Origin of the sequence: Falsiruegeria litorea R37 (assembly GCF_900172225.1) — a bacterium.
Lineage (GTDB): Bacteria > Pseudomonadota > Alphaproteobacteria > Rhodobacterales > Rhodobacteraceae > Falsiruegeria > Falsiruegeria litorea.
This window is the reverse complement of record NZ_FWFO01000003.1, coordinates 348,659-363,913: the sequence shown is the minus strand read 5'-3', so window position 1 is coordinate 363,913 and position 15,255 is coordinate 348,659. Positions and strand designations below refer to the sequence as shown.

Sequence of the window (15,255 nt, the reverse complement as noted above, 5' to 3'; positions counted from 1 at the left end):
GATCGCCGCCTTGTCATCGGTGCCGTTGATGGTGACGGTGATCTGTTTCGTCGTGCCGTCGAGGCTGGAGACGGTCAGCGTGTCGGTCAGCTGCTCGCCGGATTTCAGCGCCTGAACCGCCGGCTGGCCATTGTCGAGCGCATAGCTCCAGGTGCCGTCGGGCTGAACCGTGAAGCTGCCATGGGCGCCCGCCGCGCCACTCTGCGGCACGAAGCTCGCCTGGCCCGCATCCGGGTCGGTCACGTCCAGCTTGCCGCCGGTGCTCTGAACCTTGTCCTCGGTCACCGCGCCAACCGCGGTGCCGGAGATCGCCGCCTTGTCATCGGTGCCGTTGATGGTGACGGTGATCTGTTTCGTCGTGCCGTCGAGGCTGGAGACGGTCAGCGTGTCGGTCAGCTGCTCGCCGGATTTCAGCGCCTGAACCGCCGGCTGGCCATTGTCGAGCGCATAGCTCCAGGTGCCGTCGGGCTGAACCGTGAAGCTGCCATGGGCGCCCGCCGCGCCACTCTGCGGCACGAAGCTCGCCTGGCCCGCATCCGGGTCGGTCACGTCCAGCTTGCCGCCGGTGCTCTGAACCTTGTCCTCGGTCACCGCGCCCTGAGATGCACCGGCGATCATTGCACGATCATCGGTGCCCATCACGTTCACGACCAGTTGGTGGCTCGTTCCATCCACGCTATGGACCGTGAAGGTTTCACGCTCGCTCTGCCCAGAGACCAGCGCCTGGACCGATGGGGAATTGTTGTCGAGAGAGTAGGTCCAATGACCTGATTGATCGATCTGTAGGTGACCAAAACTTCCAGTCAAGGAAGAGGCCTGAAAATGCGCCTCTCCCGGATCCGGATCGACAATTGTCAACGCGCCGGACACCGTCAGAATATGGTCTTCGGATGTTGTCCCGGTATCCGTTCCCGAGATCCTGGCAGCGTCGGGCTGTGGCAACACATTGAACGGCAACTGAACCTGTACCGAGTGGCCGTTGGGACCAACGACAGTTGCCGTGAGGTGCCCGGATCCGAACCAGTCGGTTGGGGGCGTCATGGTCAGGTTCTTCAGATCAGTGCCCGGATTGAGGATCCAGGTCCCGCCCGGGCCTGCATGACCCTGGTTCATGGTCGTTCCGGGGGGCAACCCACCGAGGGTCACGGTGGATCCTCCGGGCGTGTTGTTTCCATTCACAACGGAGATCAGGACCGGGACGGGGTGGCCTTCCTTGCCGCCGGGAATGAATCCGGCGATGGCAGGCCCGCTCGGCTGGCCGCCCGTCACGATATGGCTCGGCGCTTGTCCCGATCCGTGACCGCCACCGCCGGTTGGCGCAATGGGAATGATCGCATGTCCGACATTCTGACCTGTACCAATGCCGGGCAAGGCATGGGTGAAACCGGGATGGCCCGCGCCCGAGCCTCGGAGATGCGCCGGGGGCAGTGGCGCGAGCCCGGACGAGGCCAACCAGTCGGAGCCGGGTTCCGCCCCCAGCCGACCCGGCTCGGAATGCAACTCGGAAAGATCCACGCCCATGTGCCGTGCCAGGGCGGGCGATGAGACCATCAACTGCCGGTTGCCGGAACCGCCGCCGCTTTGCACTCTGCCGTCCGGCGCGGCATGGGAGCCTTCGGTCTGAACTTCCGGCAACTCGCTCGTGTCGGTCACAACCCAGGCAAAAACCTCTTCGGACAACTCATCCCTGGGATCCGCGGCGGAGCGGGAGGTTTGGGACTTGCTCGGGTTCTGATCGGACATCGCGTCTCTCCTCACCGCTCGGTCAATGCCTGGTCGAGATTGGTGTAGATGGGCTTCCAGACATACTGAAACACGGTTTTGGCGCCGGTCTTGATATCGGCTTCACCTGTCATTCCCGCGATCAATGTGAGACCGTCCTCGGCATTCCGGAAGTGGTCGCTGTCCAGCTGCACAAGGACTTCGTAAAACGCTGTTCCACGCTCATCGACTGCCGTTGTAGGCGAAACTTCCTCGACGGTGCCGGGCAATGCGCCGAAGCGGCTGTAATCGAAGCTGTCTATCTTCAATCGAACGGGTTGCCCGACCGAGACGAAGCCGACATCGCGCGGGGACAAACGACCGCTGAAACGATAGCCGCCATCGGCGGGGACGATGGTGACGACCATGCCGCCGGGATCGATGACATCGCCGATCGTATCGTCGGGGATGGCTTGTATCACCCCGGCGATGGGCGACCGGATCTCCGTCTCTGCGACGCGGCTTTGCAAACCGGCGGCTTCAGCCTGCAAGGCGCGCCGTTGGGAGTCCGCTTCTGCAATCCGGCTCCTTGCCTTGGCAAACTCATCCAGTTCCACCTGGGTCAGCGAAGCCTGAAGCTCGGCAACCTCAGCCTCGGCAATGGTCCGGCGACCGGCAAGTTGGGCAAGGTCAAAACGATACTGCGCTTCCTGCTCGCGCAGTTCAGCAAGCTTTGCGCGCGCGCTAAGGCCCCGATCCAGCAGGTCCTGTTGAACAGCGCGCTCCTCCTCGGCTACAGCGATCTGTTCAATGAGTTGGGGGCGTTGCTCGTCGATGGCTGCAATCTCGGCCCGCTTCTCTTCGATCTGTGACCCGATCACCGAGCGTTCGGCGCGAATAAAGGCACGCGTCGCCGCAAGCGCAGCCGTCTCGCGTTCCACGAGATCATTGAAATCCTCGGCATGGGCCGCGAAATCCGGCTCCCGCCCCTCTGCTAGCGCCAGAAGGCGTTCGACTTCCAGGGACAGTCCCGTGATGCGCGCCTCGGCAGCCCGAAGCGCCGATTGCGCCTCCGTCTGATCCAAAAGCGCTACGATCTCGTCTGCTTCCACCATCTGACCACGCGTGACCCGCAGTTCGGCCAACTGACCACCATGCCGGCTTTCGACGCGCTTCACCTGGGCGATGGGTTCGATTTCCCCGCGCGCCTTGGAGATCTCGTCGACAGGTGTGTAGACCATCCAGATCACCAGCGCAGTCAGCCCAAGCAGAATGACGACGGCTGCCCGACGCATCCATACGAAGGTCGACGTATCGTCAAGGTCGAAAGATTGATCTCCGCGAGATTCACTCATCGCTCTTCTCCTTAGCCGAAGCTTCCACCTCTGGCGTTTCTGTCTGAACCGGCCCACAATAGACGACATTGCCTGCGTCGAGCACGATGGCGATATCGGCCAGCGCCGCGAGTTTCGTGTCATGGGTGGCGAGGAAAATCGTTGCCTTGCCACGCGTTTCGTTGATGAAATTCCCGATCTCGGTCACGGCATCCTTACCAGTCGCAGCGAGAGGATCATCGAGAACGAAGAACCTGCTGTCATGCCCTGCAATCACGCTCCACGCGGCGCGTTCCACATGTGCTTCTGCGGAAAACCCGATACCGGGTTTGATATTGCTCTGCTCCAGCCAGACGCTTTTGTCGCCCCCCATGTAAGCGCATCGTGCGTCGATCTCGTCGGGATCGTAATGGGACATCTGTCGACCATTCAGCGTCAAATGCCCGGATTGTGGCCGGAGATCCCCTGCGATGAGCTGGAGCAAGGTGGATTTGCCGGACCCGTTCGGCCCCATCACGATGACGATACTGCCGGGGGCCACATCGAATGAAACGCCGGTAACGGCAGGTGGCTGACCGGCTTCATAACGGTAGAACAGCCCTTGTGCAGCCACAGCGGGTGCCTCCGGTTCGAGTGCGATCTGAAGATGAGACTCCTTGCCCACCGTGGGTGCCTGGAGCTGGGCCTCAAGGGAGGTCCAGCCGCTGCGGATCGCCTTGAGGCGTGGTATTGCCAGGAACAGCGATTGCGCGGGGCCAGTGATGCGCCAGGTCAGCAACATGGTCCCGATCAGCGTACCGGCCGACAAATGACCATTCAAGGCCAGATCGATTCCGACGACCAATGTCACGAGCGCGGTTCCGGATCCGAGCGTGGTAGCGATTGCCGACTGGGACCCGGTCCTCGTCATGAAACGGTGCGTGTCCCGCGCGCTCGACCGCAGGGTTGCATCGAATCGCTGAAGCCATTTCTCGCCCAGCCCGGCGCGTTGAATGGCGCCGTTGGCATCGACCAACTCCCCGATCATCTGCGTACGTCGTTGGGATTGGCGGACGGCAAACGGGTCCCTGCTGCCGGTTCCAGCGTTCATCAACAGGCCGAAGCCGAAAAACAGTACCAGGTAGATCGCGGGAATGATCGCCATGCCCCCGCCAACGATCACCAGGGCGGCAAAGGTCAGAAGGATAAAAGGCGCATCATAGATCGCCGCAATATTCGGGGAGGCGAACAGGTCGGCGGCGCGCTCGCCCTGCCGGATCTTTGCCACGATTGCACTGCCCGAGGTCCCTGCCGTGTTCGATATGGGCGAGCGGAGTGCCTTGCCGGCGAGCAATGTCGAGATCTTGCCCGAAAGCGAGGCGTACTCCGTGGCAGCAAGCCCGGACCGCACCCGCCGCATCGCCAGCATCGTGATCAGAACGATCACTGCACCTGACAACAGGGCCGGAAGTGAATGGGCAGCACCCCCTCCCAGCACCCGGTCGTAGACGGCCATGGTGAAAAAGGGCACGGCAAGAGCGCAAAGGTTGATGACCAGGGATTGCCAGGCAACATGAACGAAGGAGTCGCGCGCGCGAGACGAGATATTGGCAAATGTGACCTTGCTGGCTTCGGCTTCGGGAAGCATGCGAAGATAAAGGAGCGGACCTGCGGGGGGGCGGACCTGCCCCGTTTCGTCGTTCTCCGGGAACGAAACAAGATCACCATCCCGTCGCACGAGCGCGGTCCAGTTGGTGCCGTCTCTCGCGATCAGGGCGCCATCATGACCGTCGCGCCAGGATGCGGGAACGCCCTTGTGAATGGAAGCGTCCACCCCGATCAGGTTGCTGGCCCGTGCCATGTCAGAAAGCGATGACGAGAAACCACCGAATGCCGCTTCTATGGCCAGATCGGAATGGCGCCCGTCGAGATGCTTCAGGACGGATTGGAGGAAGCCGGTTGCATCAGACATCATTCGACCCCCTCGATCCAGTTTCCGGGGTTCTCGAGGCGCGTGGCATCTTTCAGGCCGTCGCGGAGATCCTCCGACGACGTCTGCAACAGGATCTTGACCGCGTCCGAGCGGGACAGGAGAAATTCCGACAGCTTCTTCACCGCATCGACATCGAGGGACGCTTCAGGCGCCTCGAGAATGACCAGCCCGGGGCTGCCCGCAAATGCCTGGACGATTGCGGCGCGCTTGGTGCCGCCATCCGGCAGTGGCCTGCCGGAAGACGCAAGTTCCGTGTCATACCCGTGGGGAAGCCGGCTAACGAGGCTGTCCAACCCGATGTCGCGCGACAGTTTCAGCGCTTCCGCCTCAAGATCCCTGTCCAGACGGGACAAGCTATCCATCAGGCGACCGGTTAACAGCCGCGGACGGGCAGCCACGATCCGGACGGTTTCCGGGTCTGTCAGGTTGCGCGACATGTGATCGATGATGGCTTCCAGCTTTTCGGTCGCTGTCTGACGCGGCGAAGCTTCGAGCATCCAGACGCCACCGCCTGCCGTGTTCAGAATCTCTGCCGTGCCTTTTGATGGTTGACGTCCGATCTCTCCACTGGATTCAAGAATCGATTTCGATTTCTGTGCCGCGACAACCGCGGGCTGGGCGCGCAGGCCCGTCGCCGCTACGCCTACAAGCTGGGATGCCGCCCGGGAGCCCAGCAACGTGCAGGCCGCAAGGCCGCCGGTTGTCATTTGCCCGGCGAGCACCTCTGAGGCGCCCAACCAGACAACACCGACGGTCGATATCAGCGCTCCGCTCTGCAACAGGTCCAACTGAAAGCTGCTGATGTTCTGGGTCGTCCTGTTTGCTTTCGCCAGAACCGTGCGCGCATGAGCCAAACGGGAAAATGCTGAACCAAGGCTGGCCAGGGTCGTCGTGTTCGAGGACGTATTCACAAGCGCCGTGACACCGGCCTCGTATTGCGCGCCCGTCAGCAGTTCCTGCTCCAGTGCCGATCTGTTCCGCGGCGCCACCACGAGGAACGCGATCACCGAAACCGCAGCGACCAGTAGGGGCGCGGCAACAACGATTCCTCCGAGATACGCAATCAGAGCAAGGAAAACGATGGAGAAAGGCGCATCAAACCGCGCGAGCAGCGTTTGACCGACATTCAAATCCCGCGCCTTGGCGGGCGCCGAGGCTAAGAGAAGAGCTTCCTCCAGTGTGTGATGACCCTGAATCAGTTGCCGGGCGGTTCGAGACCAAAGCCTGTGCTCTTCCAGCGCTGACCATCGCGCAAAGATGCCGGTCCGGACGTAACGGAGCGTTCCCGAAAGTAGCAAGGCCACGATAACCGCCGAGAAAATGACGATCGCCGACCCGGCCGACTGGTTCGGAAGAATGCGGTCGTAGACCTGAAGGAGCGCCAGAGGAAGCGCCAATGCCAGCGCGTTTATTCCCACTGAGAGAAGGCCCACAAAAGCGCGCGCGTGCGGCCTCGCAGCAAGCGCGTGATCTGATCGTCCAATTTGCGGTGCCGTGCCAGTAACCATTCGATTCTTTCATCTGATCTGGACGAAATAAAAGACTAGTTGGAATAAGTGTTTCGAAACAAGAGAAAATCAATCCCAGAGCTCAGATTTCGAACTGAACACGGTCCGCCCCAGGGTCATCGTTTCTGAAGAAGGTTCTACCGCTCAACATCCAATGCGCCGTTCCAGAAAGGGCGAGCCCGTTGCTGACGATGTCGGGTCCGTCATGCTCTACAGGTCTGATGTGAGCGGCTTCCACTTCAGCTCGACCACCGCCATTTATCAGACGTAAACCAGTGATGGCGCAGCGCTCGCCATAGGCGCGCAGGACGTTCTTTCTGAAATTACGATCGCAAACCGCCCGATTGGTCAGTTGGTTGACGCGTTCCCGTGCGGGCATGTGTTGGAAAGGTGTTTGCGCGTCCTGAAAACCTGGCAGCTGCATCGAGTCACCAACGCGAGGCAGGATGTCCTCATCTCGCCCAAGTCCACGTTCGAAGATTCGGGCAAAGTCTTCAGCTAAAAGGGTTCTTACTGCAGCCTGCGCGCGTCCGGATATCTTGCCTTGATCGTTCAGCAATCCTCTTTCGATGATTGAATTCTCGTCCCGGAATGAAACTGGGTCGCCGAAATCAAGATACGTTCCTGGCTCTATCACCGCCAAGAACATGTCTGGCTTCCTTGGATCCGGAATGATTTCCTGAACCTTGGCGACAGCAAAGTACCCTTTGGTCTCTTTGACTTTGCTTGGCTCCAGGTAGACGATCCAATCCCCTTCGCACTGTTGGGCACGTGAGAGGTATTGCTTGGGAAACTGATACCGCTCCGAGGAAATGTCGTCGTAGATCGAGTCGCTGCGGTGGATGAAGATGCCGAAAGCCATCGGATCACCTGCGTTGTAGGCGTTCCAATTTTCGATCGGCCGCGCGTAGGGTCAGCACCGCACCTGTCAAAAATGGAAGTGCTAAGCCTGCTGCGGCGATGGCGAAAATCATGATGGTGGCCGAAACTGAGTATTGGGCGGTCTGTTGTGCCAATGATAGTCGACCCAAGCCAATCAGGTAGAAGACGCTTGTACCCAGGAAGATCAGGTAAAGCGGCCCAAAGGGTTCAATCACCTCACGACGGGTGCGCTCCAAGACTGAGTGTCGCAACATGTTCCAGCGTTTGCTTGCCTTGTTCACCAGATTACTCCCTTACCAGCTCGATCCATGTGTGCACGTCATCATCCGTCACTTCACGGCCTTCGACATGCGATTGATACCAACGCGCGACGATGGCCCCGCGCTTCTCGCTTTTGACTTTTATGCCCTCGTCGGTGAGGTGCTTATCCAGCGAGGTTTCGATGTGTTTGAGGGCCTCGAAATCATGCCCAGCCCGAATGGATTTGGTGCCGAGCAGTAGCCAGGCGACGTCAACATCGTAGCGGCTTTGCATCTTGACGAGGGCCTCGACCGGGACGCCGCGTTTGCCCTTTTCATAGCTGTGATAGGCGCGATGTGAGACGCCAATGGCTTCAGCCATAGCAGCCTGCGAGACGCCTATCTCATTGCGACAGATCGCGAGGCGAGCGCCAATCTCTGCAAACAATTCAGCGTCATCTCGCACCATGCAAGTTTCCCAATTGACGAGTGCGCAATTTTGTATAAACATAGCACAAAATGACGCATATTTACGATTTGACCCATCTGACCACGTCAGAAGGTGCAGAACAAGCGATTCCATGCGTGTCGCCGATTCAACTTACGCGGACAAGGACAACTGAAATGGCAGAGACCAACTATTCAGACAGCTCTCAGATCCTGGGGCTTGGGAAGACGCCCGCCCAATGGGTCGAAGTTATGGCCGGGATGGGGATCGATATTTCGGAACGCACTTTGCGCGAGCGGGCAAATGAGACCGGCGCATTTTATCGACTTGGCCGGACCATGCTGATTACGCCCGCGCAGATTGATACGATTTTTGAAGGAGGCCAGTCATGCCGCTCCAAATTTACAAGAGGGGCCGTGTCTACTGGGCCAAAGGGTGGATTGAATACAACGGCAGGCCAATCGCCGGCCCATACAGGCGAAGCACTAAGGCATCTTCAGAAGCGGGCGCACGGGACTGGATAAACCATGAGACCGAACGTCAGATCCGTCGCTATGTCGTGGGTGACGAGCCGAGCAAGACGTTCTCCGATGCAATCATGATCTACCACGCATCGCCTAAGGCAGCGAAGCAGTTGATCCCGATTGTCGAAGCAATCGGCGACCTGTCGCTAGGTGCGATTTCAGGTGCACTATTGAAGAGCCTTGGGCCGAAGCTGAAACCCAAAGCGTCGACCGATACCTGGTGGCGCGAAATTGTGACGCCCGCGAGTGCAGTGATCAACAATGCACATGAGCTGGAAGGCACGCCTCTCATCCGCGTGAAGCCCTATGACAAATTCGAGCGTATCGCGCAGGACAAGCGGCGCGGGAAGCTCAGCCGCGTCGAGCGCACGCCCGCTGATAAGGAATGGATCGAAGCCTTTTGCCGTGTGGCCGACGCATACAACGCCGCGCTGGTTCGGTTCATGTTCGAGACAGCTGCACGGATTGATCAGGCGATATCACTGGAGCCTGATGATCTACGACCGCATGAAAACAAAGTCCGCGTGAAAGCGCAGAAGGGACATCCGGAAAGTTGGATCACGGTCTCGCCTCAGATGATGGACGAGCTTCTCGCACTGCCAGCCAAACGGCCCAAGAACCGCAAGACCGGCAAGCTGATGAAAGCCCGTGTTTTCGGCTATGGCAGCTCCACCGGCTACAACACGCGTTGGAAGACAATCTGCAAGCGCGCGGGCATCCCGTACCTTTCTGCTCACCCCGCTGGACGGCACGGCTTCTTCACCGAGTTGGTTGTTCGCCAAGGCGTTGATCCGGTCACTGCAGCCAAAGCCGGTCGTTGGTCCGACCCCAATTTGCCCATGCGCATCTATGCCCACGCCGAGACCGATGAGGCCGACATCAGGGCCCGTTTTCGTACAAACCATGTACAGGATAACACTGTACAAACACCCAACAGTAAGAAATTACGAAAGGAATAGCGCTATGAACGCATCCCTCCTAAGGGGCAGGTTGCAGGTTCGAATCCTGCCGGGGTCGCCACAGCCTTTTTGAAGTGTGGTTTTGACAGTGTTCTGTCCTGTTTGCTCAATGTCCTTCAGTGTTTCGTGACCTGTCTATGTATCCTTCTGGTGGGCTGTATTTTGAGGCTAGAATTTTGCCGAAAGGGTGCAGGGCCTCATGCCTGCTCTATGGGCCTTTGAGGCGAACCGCCGAGGCACGGGAAAGGAGAGCGGCAGGATCTTCTAACGGTATGAAAGTGATGCTGGCGCGCGGCCAAGTGCCTTCGCTTAACCTATGATCTTGAGATCCTGGAATTTATCCCAAGTGAGCATGTTTTTCTCACGTGCCAGGCTGATCGGGTAAAGAGGATCATTGACAAAGTGATCCAGAGAGAACCCGGGCTCCAGCTCTTTCAACTGGGCCAGTATGCTTTCTGCTTTTTCGAAGTCTCTGAGATCAGCATAAATCGCCAGCAAGTAACGCCTTGGAGGACGGAATTGCGGTGCCAGACATGCCGACGTTTCCAGTGCTCGTTTCGCGGTTACAATGTCGCCCGCCTTGAACGCCGCAAGTCCCAGCTGAAATTCGCACCAGAATTGCAATGGGGTCCGGGCGGCCAGGCGAGAGGCCACCCGCGCACTTCGCAGCGCGTCCTCAGTCTTGCCAGCGTAAATGGCTACATTGGCAAAAGCCCACCACGCCAAAGGGTTGGCCGGATTTACCTTGACCGCCAGCTTTGCCAGGTCGGCACCCGCGGCCGCATTCCCGCGTTCAAGCAAAACTTGTGCGTTTGCAGCCGTTGAAAGGACGACGGAATTCATGGGGTCCATTTCGATCGCCTTGGCGGCCAGCATCTTGCCGCGCTCGACACATGCTTCGGGGGCGTCCGTGAATTGCTCGATAAGATTGATAACCGCGATCTGGGCTTGCCAACCCAAGAACTGCGCCGCGTTTTTGCTATCCATTGCGTCCGACAGCATATGTGCAGCTTGGTTCATCTCTTCGGGTTGAAAAGAGAATATCCGCGGTATTGCCGCCCCGAGAACAAGGGGAGGGCAAGCATCTGTACCAATCAAATTGCGGGATTGGGCCAGGTATCGTGTCAGTTCGGACTGTAGTTGGAAGGCGACCCCCAAAAGCGCGATATCCGGTTGATCGCTTTGACCGCCAGGTGATGCCGGCAATGTGCGAGACCAAACCTGCCGATTTAAATTTGGATCATGCGCAACCAGCCGCAATGCAGGTGCATTTTCGGTTCCCGAGATCAAACCAATGGTAACCGTTACAAGCCGATCCACACTGTTGTCGTCGACATGTTCCGTAAGTTCCAGTTCTCCTTGCTCTCGCAAAACGCGGCTGATCATGTCTGCAAAGCTTTGCAGAAGCGGAGATTGCCCTCCGCTTTGATCCAGCATCAATGCGACCTTCCAGCGTGATGAAAACTGATCCGCTAGAACAGGCATCTGCGAATGGGACTTGCTCCCTCTTCGCATGAACCGAATCCAGTTTCCAAATTCGGGGTCGGCAATATCCAACCCTTCAAGGAATTCGCCTGTGCTCTCGCTGTCTGCTTCTTTCCAAAGGACGCAGACAAGGTCCGAATCCAGCCCGACATCTTGCCTTGTCGCGTCCAAGACCCGTGCGTGTTCGCCCAGAGAGCGCCGCAAGGATGATAGCGATTGGCGCAAACTGGCGCTTCCGTGGGCAGCGTCGCTTTGGCTCCAGAGTTTGTCTTGCAGCCATGAACGGGTGCGGCGCAAATTGGGTGATGTCGCCAGCAGAGCCAGCAACGCTTGGGCTTTGCGAGACTTAGGTGTGCGGTCTTGACCGCCAGGACCGGTTACCCGAAATGGGCCAGTCAATTGCACAGTTAAGACAGGCTCGTCGGTCAACTTCTTTTGCCTATAAGAGGACGTTCTTCTTTGACCGGACCCAAGTATTTCTGGCCTTTACCCGGCTCGATTACCTTAAGACAAGTGCGCAGCAAGCGAAAAGCCTTTTCGTGAACTCAGCGTGATTTTCTAAGATATCAGTTGACGGGAAACCATCGCGTTTTTTTTATTCTGCATAAAGTGTATTTCAAAATTTTTGGGGGAAATGATGGGTTATCGGAGTGTTTTGCTTGGCGGCGGTATCGGTGGAGGTATTGGCGGCGGTATCGGTGGAGGCATTGGCGGCGGCATCGGTGGCGGTATTGGCGGCGGCATCGGCGGCGGCATTGGTGGGGGCATCGGCGGCGGCATAGGGGGCGGTATCGGTGCGCGTGTTGCAGCGGATCCGGGGGCTGTGGCGTCAACCCGGTTGACCATACACGACGCGGTTGCCAACTATTGGGCGCCACCAGCGGGCAACCTCCATGTTGCTTGGTCGCCCGATCCTTCGGATCTTGGGTACCTGTCAACGCAGCGGCGCCTTTCGGTGATCCTGGGTGCCTTGACACATTTGTTCCAAGTGTCAGCTGATGCAGACGGCGTCGTGACAGTTGGCGTAGCCGGAAATGAAATCTGCAAGATGACGGCTCCATCCTGCGATGAGTTGGCGGCTCAGATGTCTTGGCTGAGAGCCTATGCGGATCTGCGCGCTGATCGCATGCATGAGATCCTTGTGCAGGCCGAAGACATTACATCAGCCTTCATGGCTATCCGGCCATTTGGCATGCCGACACGACAGGACACGGCAGAGTGGGTCGCACTTACGCAACAAATCGCGATCATCGTGGAAATGCAGGTCAAGCACTTGCTGCATCTTCCGCGACCGGCATTGATGTCCGACAAACTGCACCCAGTTATCGATTCCCCAGATCACAGCGCCTATCCTTCGGGGCATTCGACCGAAGCATTTGCGATCGCGACAATACTTAATCGGTTGGAGTTCGATCAAAGCGCCGAATGCGGAATTGACGCTGACAAGCAAGTGTTTGATCTGGCGCATCGCATTGCTGTGAACCGTACGATTGCGGGGGTGCACTATCCAATTGATTCCATGGCCGGGGCCGCGTTGGGCTGCAGCATTGGCGAGGCAATCGCAGCCTTTGCCAAGGGCGAGAAAGCGATCTGTTTCAATTTCCAGTCTTCCCAATATCTGAAGTTGGACAAGGACAGCAAAATCGTCGCGAATGAGGATTTCACGCTCGCAAACCTGAAGAAAATCGTGTCGGGCACCGAAGGGCAATCGATCGGCCAGGCGCCTGACTATGTCAAAAGGCACTGGGACAAGGCCGTCAACGCTTGGGCGCACAATGCTGCCTTGCCGCCCAAGGAAACACCGGCGGTCTCCGATAATTCCGCGTCCGCAGATCAGGGGGCCTGATCATGCTGACCTGGGGGGACTGGATGGATCATTCCCTGGGCAATGGAACGCCCTATGTGGATTGGTTTGATATTCTTCACGAAAACCGAAGGGGGAACAAACCAGAGTTTGTTAAGCAGATCGTGCCCCGCACACCCGACACTTTCCAAAGTCTCGACAAGGGGGTGGAAGCATTGGATGGGGTGGGGCCCGCTGGCGAAGATACAGGAACGGGCGCGCCCGAGCCCTATGTGATCAGATCGCCAAAGTTCATGACGAACACCAAGTTTGCTGATTGGTGGAATACGCGGCCGGATCCGACGGGGTGGTTGCCGTCTGCCGCAACCTTTGATTACCCAACAGTTGAGGACGACACGGTTGTCGTGGGAATTATCGACGTCGGTCTGTCGCTTGGTCACCGTAGGTTTCGCCTGGCTGATGGTCGGACACGCGTTCTGGGTTGCTGGTTGCAGGGCGCGCCGGTAGATGGGCTCGGCGAGATCCCAGAGCGCGCGCCATACCTCCCGTTTGGTGGTCATCTGTTTGAGGGCCAGATCAATACGACGCTGGCTCAATTCAGCGTAGGCCAGGACCTGCAGGCGCCGTTGAAACAGGAAGGTTTCAACCGAGCCACTTGTCTAACGCACTACCCGTTAGCTGACGCAGATCGTGACCTGGCCGGACGCGTGTCGCATGGTACCCACGTGATGGGTTTGGCCGGTGGAGCAGATCCCGATTGCATTCAAGGGCGGGAATTTGGTCAAAAAACCCGATTCCTGTTGGTCTCGTTGCCACCTGCCTTGGCGTTTGGCGAAGGCGGAACGTTTCTTGATTTCTATTTGATTTATGCCTTGCGTTGGCTTGTAGAGGTCAATGCCCGCATTGCCGAGAAATCTGGTTTGGACAAGCCGCGGCCGATGGTGATCAATGCCTCATTCGGCAAGCACGCGGGGTCAAAGGACGGCGCCCAGCCTTTTGTCAACGCGATGCTGAACCACGCTCGATCCGGGCGCCTTGCTGCTACAGGTGTGGACGAAGTGACCAGGCGCGTACCGCTCCATGCGGTGTTACCCGCAGGGAACTCCAACCTGGATAGAGCGACGGCCAAGTTGACCCTGACGCCAACTGACGGACCACGGGCCGAGATAGACTGGGTCATTCAGCCGGATGATGACACGTCCAACTTTCTGGAAGTGTGGTGCGAAAGCACGACGGAAAATGCGTTGGGGCAATGCGATTTGGCCATCGAATTGGTGCCGCCCGGCCAATCCCCGGCCGGAGAAAGCGCCGGAGCCGCAGGTCAGATACAAGAGCTGTTCCGGACCACATCAGAAGAGAGTGTGCAGCATTTGGCGCGTATCTACTGTCAGCGGATCGATCCGCCCAACGGCGACGCTGATCAAGGCGATACCAGACGGCGATTCCGCTATTTGCTGTGTCTTGGGCCGGATCGGCATCGCAGCGATGTATGGGCCAACCCGCCAAGCGGGCGCTGGAAAGTGCGGCTGAAAAACCTGTCGCCGGACAAAGCGCTGACCGTGTCCCTTATGGTTCAAACCGATCAGCCCGTGCGTTCGGGGTCATCGGCGACGCGTGTTTCGTATCTGGATGATCCGACTTACGAAAAATTCACCAAAGATGGGCGAAATCGGGACACGTATGAATACGGCTTTCACGGTCTATCCGGCTCAGGCGCAGTTGCCAGAGACTTGGATACTGCTGAGTTTGTAAAACGCCACGGCACTTTGAACAGCTATGCGGCCAACAGCAGCGTTGCAACCATTGCCGGATATAGGGCAAGCGATGGCAGGCCGGCAGAGTATTCTTCGACGGGGAAGGGTGTTGAGGAGGGCCCGGATGGGCGCAGTGCGCCAACAGCTGCATTTCCAACCGATGACGGATATGCGCACCTGGGCGTTTTGTCCGACGGTGCCAGCGACGGATCCATGGTCGCAATGCAAGGCACAAGTTTCGCGAGTGCGATGGCAACGCGTACAATTGTAAATGCATGGCTGGCCCGACAGCACGATCCATATGGCAAGGTTCCGATCAATCAGTTTCTGGCATCGACTGCGCAGCGGCAAGCAGCGCCAAAAGGTTGGTTCAAGTCGCCCGTTGATGTGGAAAAGGTAGGAACCGGTCGGATCGTGTTTGAAAGTCGACGGCGAACGTCTTGCTGATGCGAGGGGAATATGCAGTCTGCTCTTTGTGAGTTGAGCGTTTCTTTGCCAGCTAGAGAGCGATTGCATTCTAACGCCAAGGCGGTCTCGGCACCTTGCTTGAAGCCAAGTTTCGGCAGGGTGCAGAGATCAGAGTTGAGCTTAGCCTAAGCCCAAACAGCTGCAGGTCGTTCGGTGCGCCGGCCGGATCAGAGCCAC

11 protein-coding genes are annotated in these 15,255 nt (G+C 58.3%); 3 read left to right on the top strand and 8 right to left on the bottom strand.

Annotated features, from left to right (window positions below):
• From TRL7639_RS18030 to TRL7639_RS18000, 7 genes are all read right to left on the bottom strand, one after another.
• The coding region (locus TRL7639_RS18030; RefSeq protein WP_207559692.1) for a VCBS domain-containing protein at positions 1-1,743 on the bottom strand (1,743 nt) is incomplete at its 3' end.
• 11 nt (positions 1,744-1,754) lie between these two features.
• Positions 1,755-3,056 (bottom strand): HlyD family type I secretion periplasmic adaptor subunit, encoded by a 1,302-nt coding sequence (locus TRL7639_RS18025; protein ID WP_165759847.1) that lies wholly within the window; start codon positions 3,054-3,056, stop codon positions 1,755-1,757.
• The gene (locus TRL7639_RS18020; protein WP_165759846.1) at positions 3,049-4,986 is read right to left on the bottom strand and encodes an ATP-binding cassette domain-containing protein; all 1,938 of its coding nucleotides are present in this window, start codon (positions 4,984-4,986) and stop codon (positions 3,049-3,051) included. The genes TRL7639_RS18025 and TRL7639_RS18020 overlap by 8 nt, the downstream gene beginning before the upstream one ends.
• Positions 4,986-6,404, bottom strand: a complete 1,419-nt coding sequence (locus TRL7639_RS18015) for an ATP-binding cassette domain-containing protein (RefSeq protein WP_165759845.1) — start codon at positions 6,402-6,404, stop codon at positions 4,986-4,988. Before TRL7639_RS18015 ends, TRL7639_RS18020 begins: the two co-directional genes overlap by 1 nt.
• A gap of 193 nt (positions 6,405-6,597) precedes the next feature.
• A complete protein-coding gene (locus TRL7639_RS18010; protein ID WP_110647172.1) occupies positions 6,598-7,377 on the bottom strand; it encodes an HNH endonuclease in 780 nt (259 codons plus the stop codon).
• A gap of 4 nt (positions 7,378-7,381) precedes the next feature.
• On the bottom strand, positions 7,382-7,678 hold the full coding sequence (locus TRL7639_RS18005) for a hypothetical protein (protein ID WP_133057676.1): 297 nt from the start codon (positions 7,676-7,678) through the stop codon (positions 7,382-7,384).
• Positions 7,679-7,682: 4 nt separating this feature from the next.
• On the bottom strand, positions 7,683-8,219 hold the full coding sequence (locus TRL7639_RS18000; protein WP_235820447.1) for a helix-turn-helix domain-containing protein: 537 nt from the start codon (positions 8,217-8,219) through the stop codon (positions 7,683-7,685).
• Positions 8,220-8,472: 253 nt separating this feature from the next.
• Between TRL7639_RS18000 and TRL7639_RS17995 the strand changes: the two genes are divergently transcribed.
• On the top strand, positions 8,473-9,567 hold the full coding sequence (locus TRL7639_RS17995) for a tyrosine-type recombinase/integrase (RefSeq protein WP_085797249.1): 1,095 nt from the start codon (positions 8,473-8,475) through the stop codon (positions 9,565-9,567).
• A gap of 309 nt (positions 9,568-9,876) precedes the next feature.
• Here TRL7639_RS17995 and TRL7639_RS17990 read toward each other — a convergent pair whose 3' ends face one another.
• On the bottom strand, positions 9,877-11,004 hold the full coding sequence (locus tag TRL7639_RS17990) for a tetratricopeptide repeat protein (RefSeq protein WP_165759844.1): 1,128 nt from the start codon (positions 11,002-11,004) through the stop codon (positions 9,877-9,879).
• Between the two features lie 685 nt (positions 11,005-11,689).
• Here TRL7639_RS17990 and TRL7639_RS17980 point away from each other — a divergent pair.
• Positions 11,690-12,898, top strand: coding sequence for a phosphatase PAP2 family protein (locus tag TRL7639_RS17980; protein WP_165759843.1), 1,209 nt, complete (start codon positions 11,690-11,692; stop codon positions 12,896-12,898).
• Positions 12,899-12,900: 2 nt separating this feature from the next.
• A complete protein-coding gene (locus tag TRL7639_RS17975) occupies positions 12,901-15,057 on the top strand; it encodes a S8 family serine peptidase (RefSeq protein WP_085797245.1) in 2,157 nt (718 codons plus the stop codon).
• Positions 15,058-15,255: the final 198 nt, after the last annotated feature.

Excerpts from the sequence above, each read along its gene's own strand:
- TRL7639_RS18025 (WP_165759847.1), bottom strand. The coding sequence starts at position 3,056 with ATGAGTGAATCTCGCGGAGATCAATCTTTCGACCTTGACGATACGTCG.
- TRL7639_RS18020 (WP_165759846.1), bottom strand. The coding sequence starts at position 4,986 with ATGTCTGATGCAACCGGCTTCCTCCAATCCGTCCTGAAGCATCTCGAC.
- TRL7639_RS18010 (WP_110647172.1), bottom strand. The coding sequence starts at position 7,377 with ATGGCTTTCGGCATCTTCATCCACCGCAGCGACTCGATCTACGACGAC.
- TRL7639_RS18000 (WP_235820447.1), bottom strand. The coding sequence starts at position 8,219 with ATGGAATCGCTTGTTCTGCACCTTCTGACGTGGTCAGATGGGTCAAAT.
- TRL7639_RS17995 (WP_085797249.1), top strand. The coding sequence starts at position 8,473 with ATGCCGCTCCAAATTTACAAGAGGGGCCGTGTCTACTGGGCCAAAGGG.
- TRL7639_RS17990 (WP_165759844.1), bottom strand. The coding sequence starts at position 11,004 with ATGCTGGATCAAAGCGGAGGGCAATCTCCGCTTCTGCAAAGCTTTGCA.
- TRL7639_RS17980 (WP_165759843.1), top strand. The coding sequence starts at position 11,690 with ATGGGTTATCGGAGTGTTTTGCTTGGCGGCGGTATCGGTGGAGGTATT.
- TRL7639_RS17975 (WP_085797245.1), top strand. The coding sequence starts at position 12,901 with ATGCTGACCTGGGGGGACTGGATGGATCATTCCCTGGGCAATGGAACG.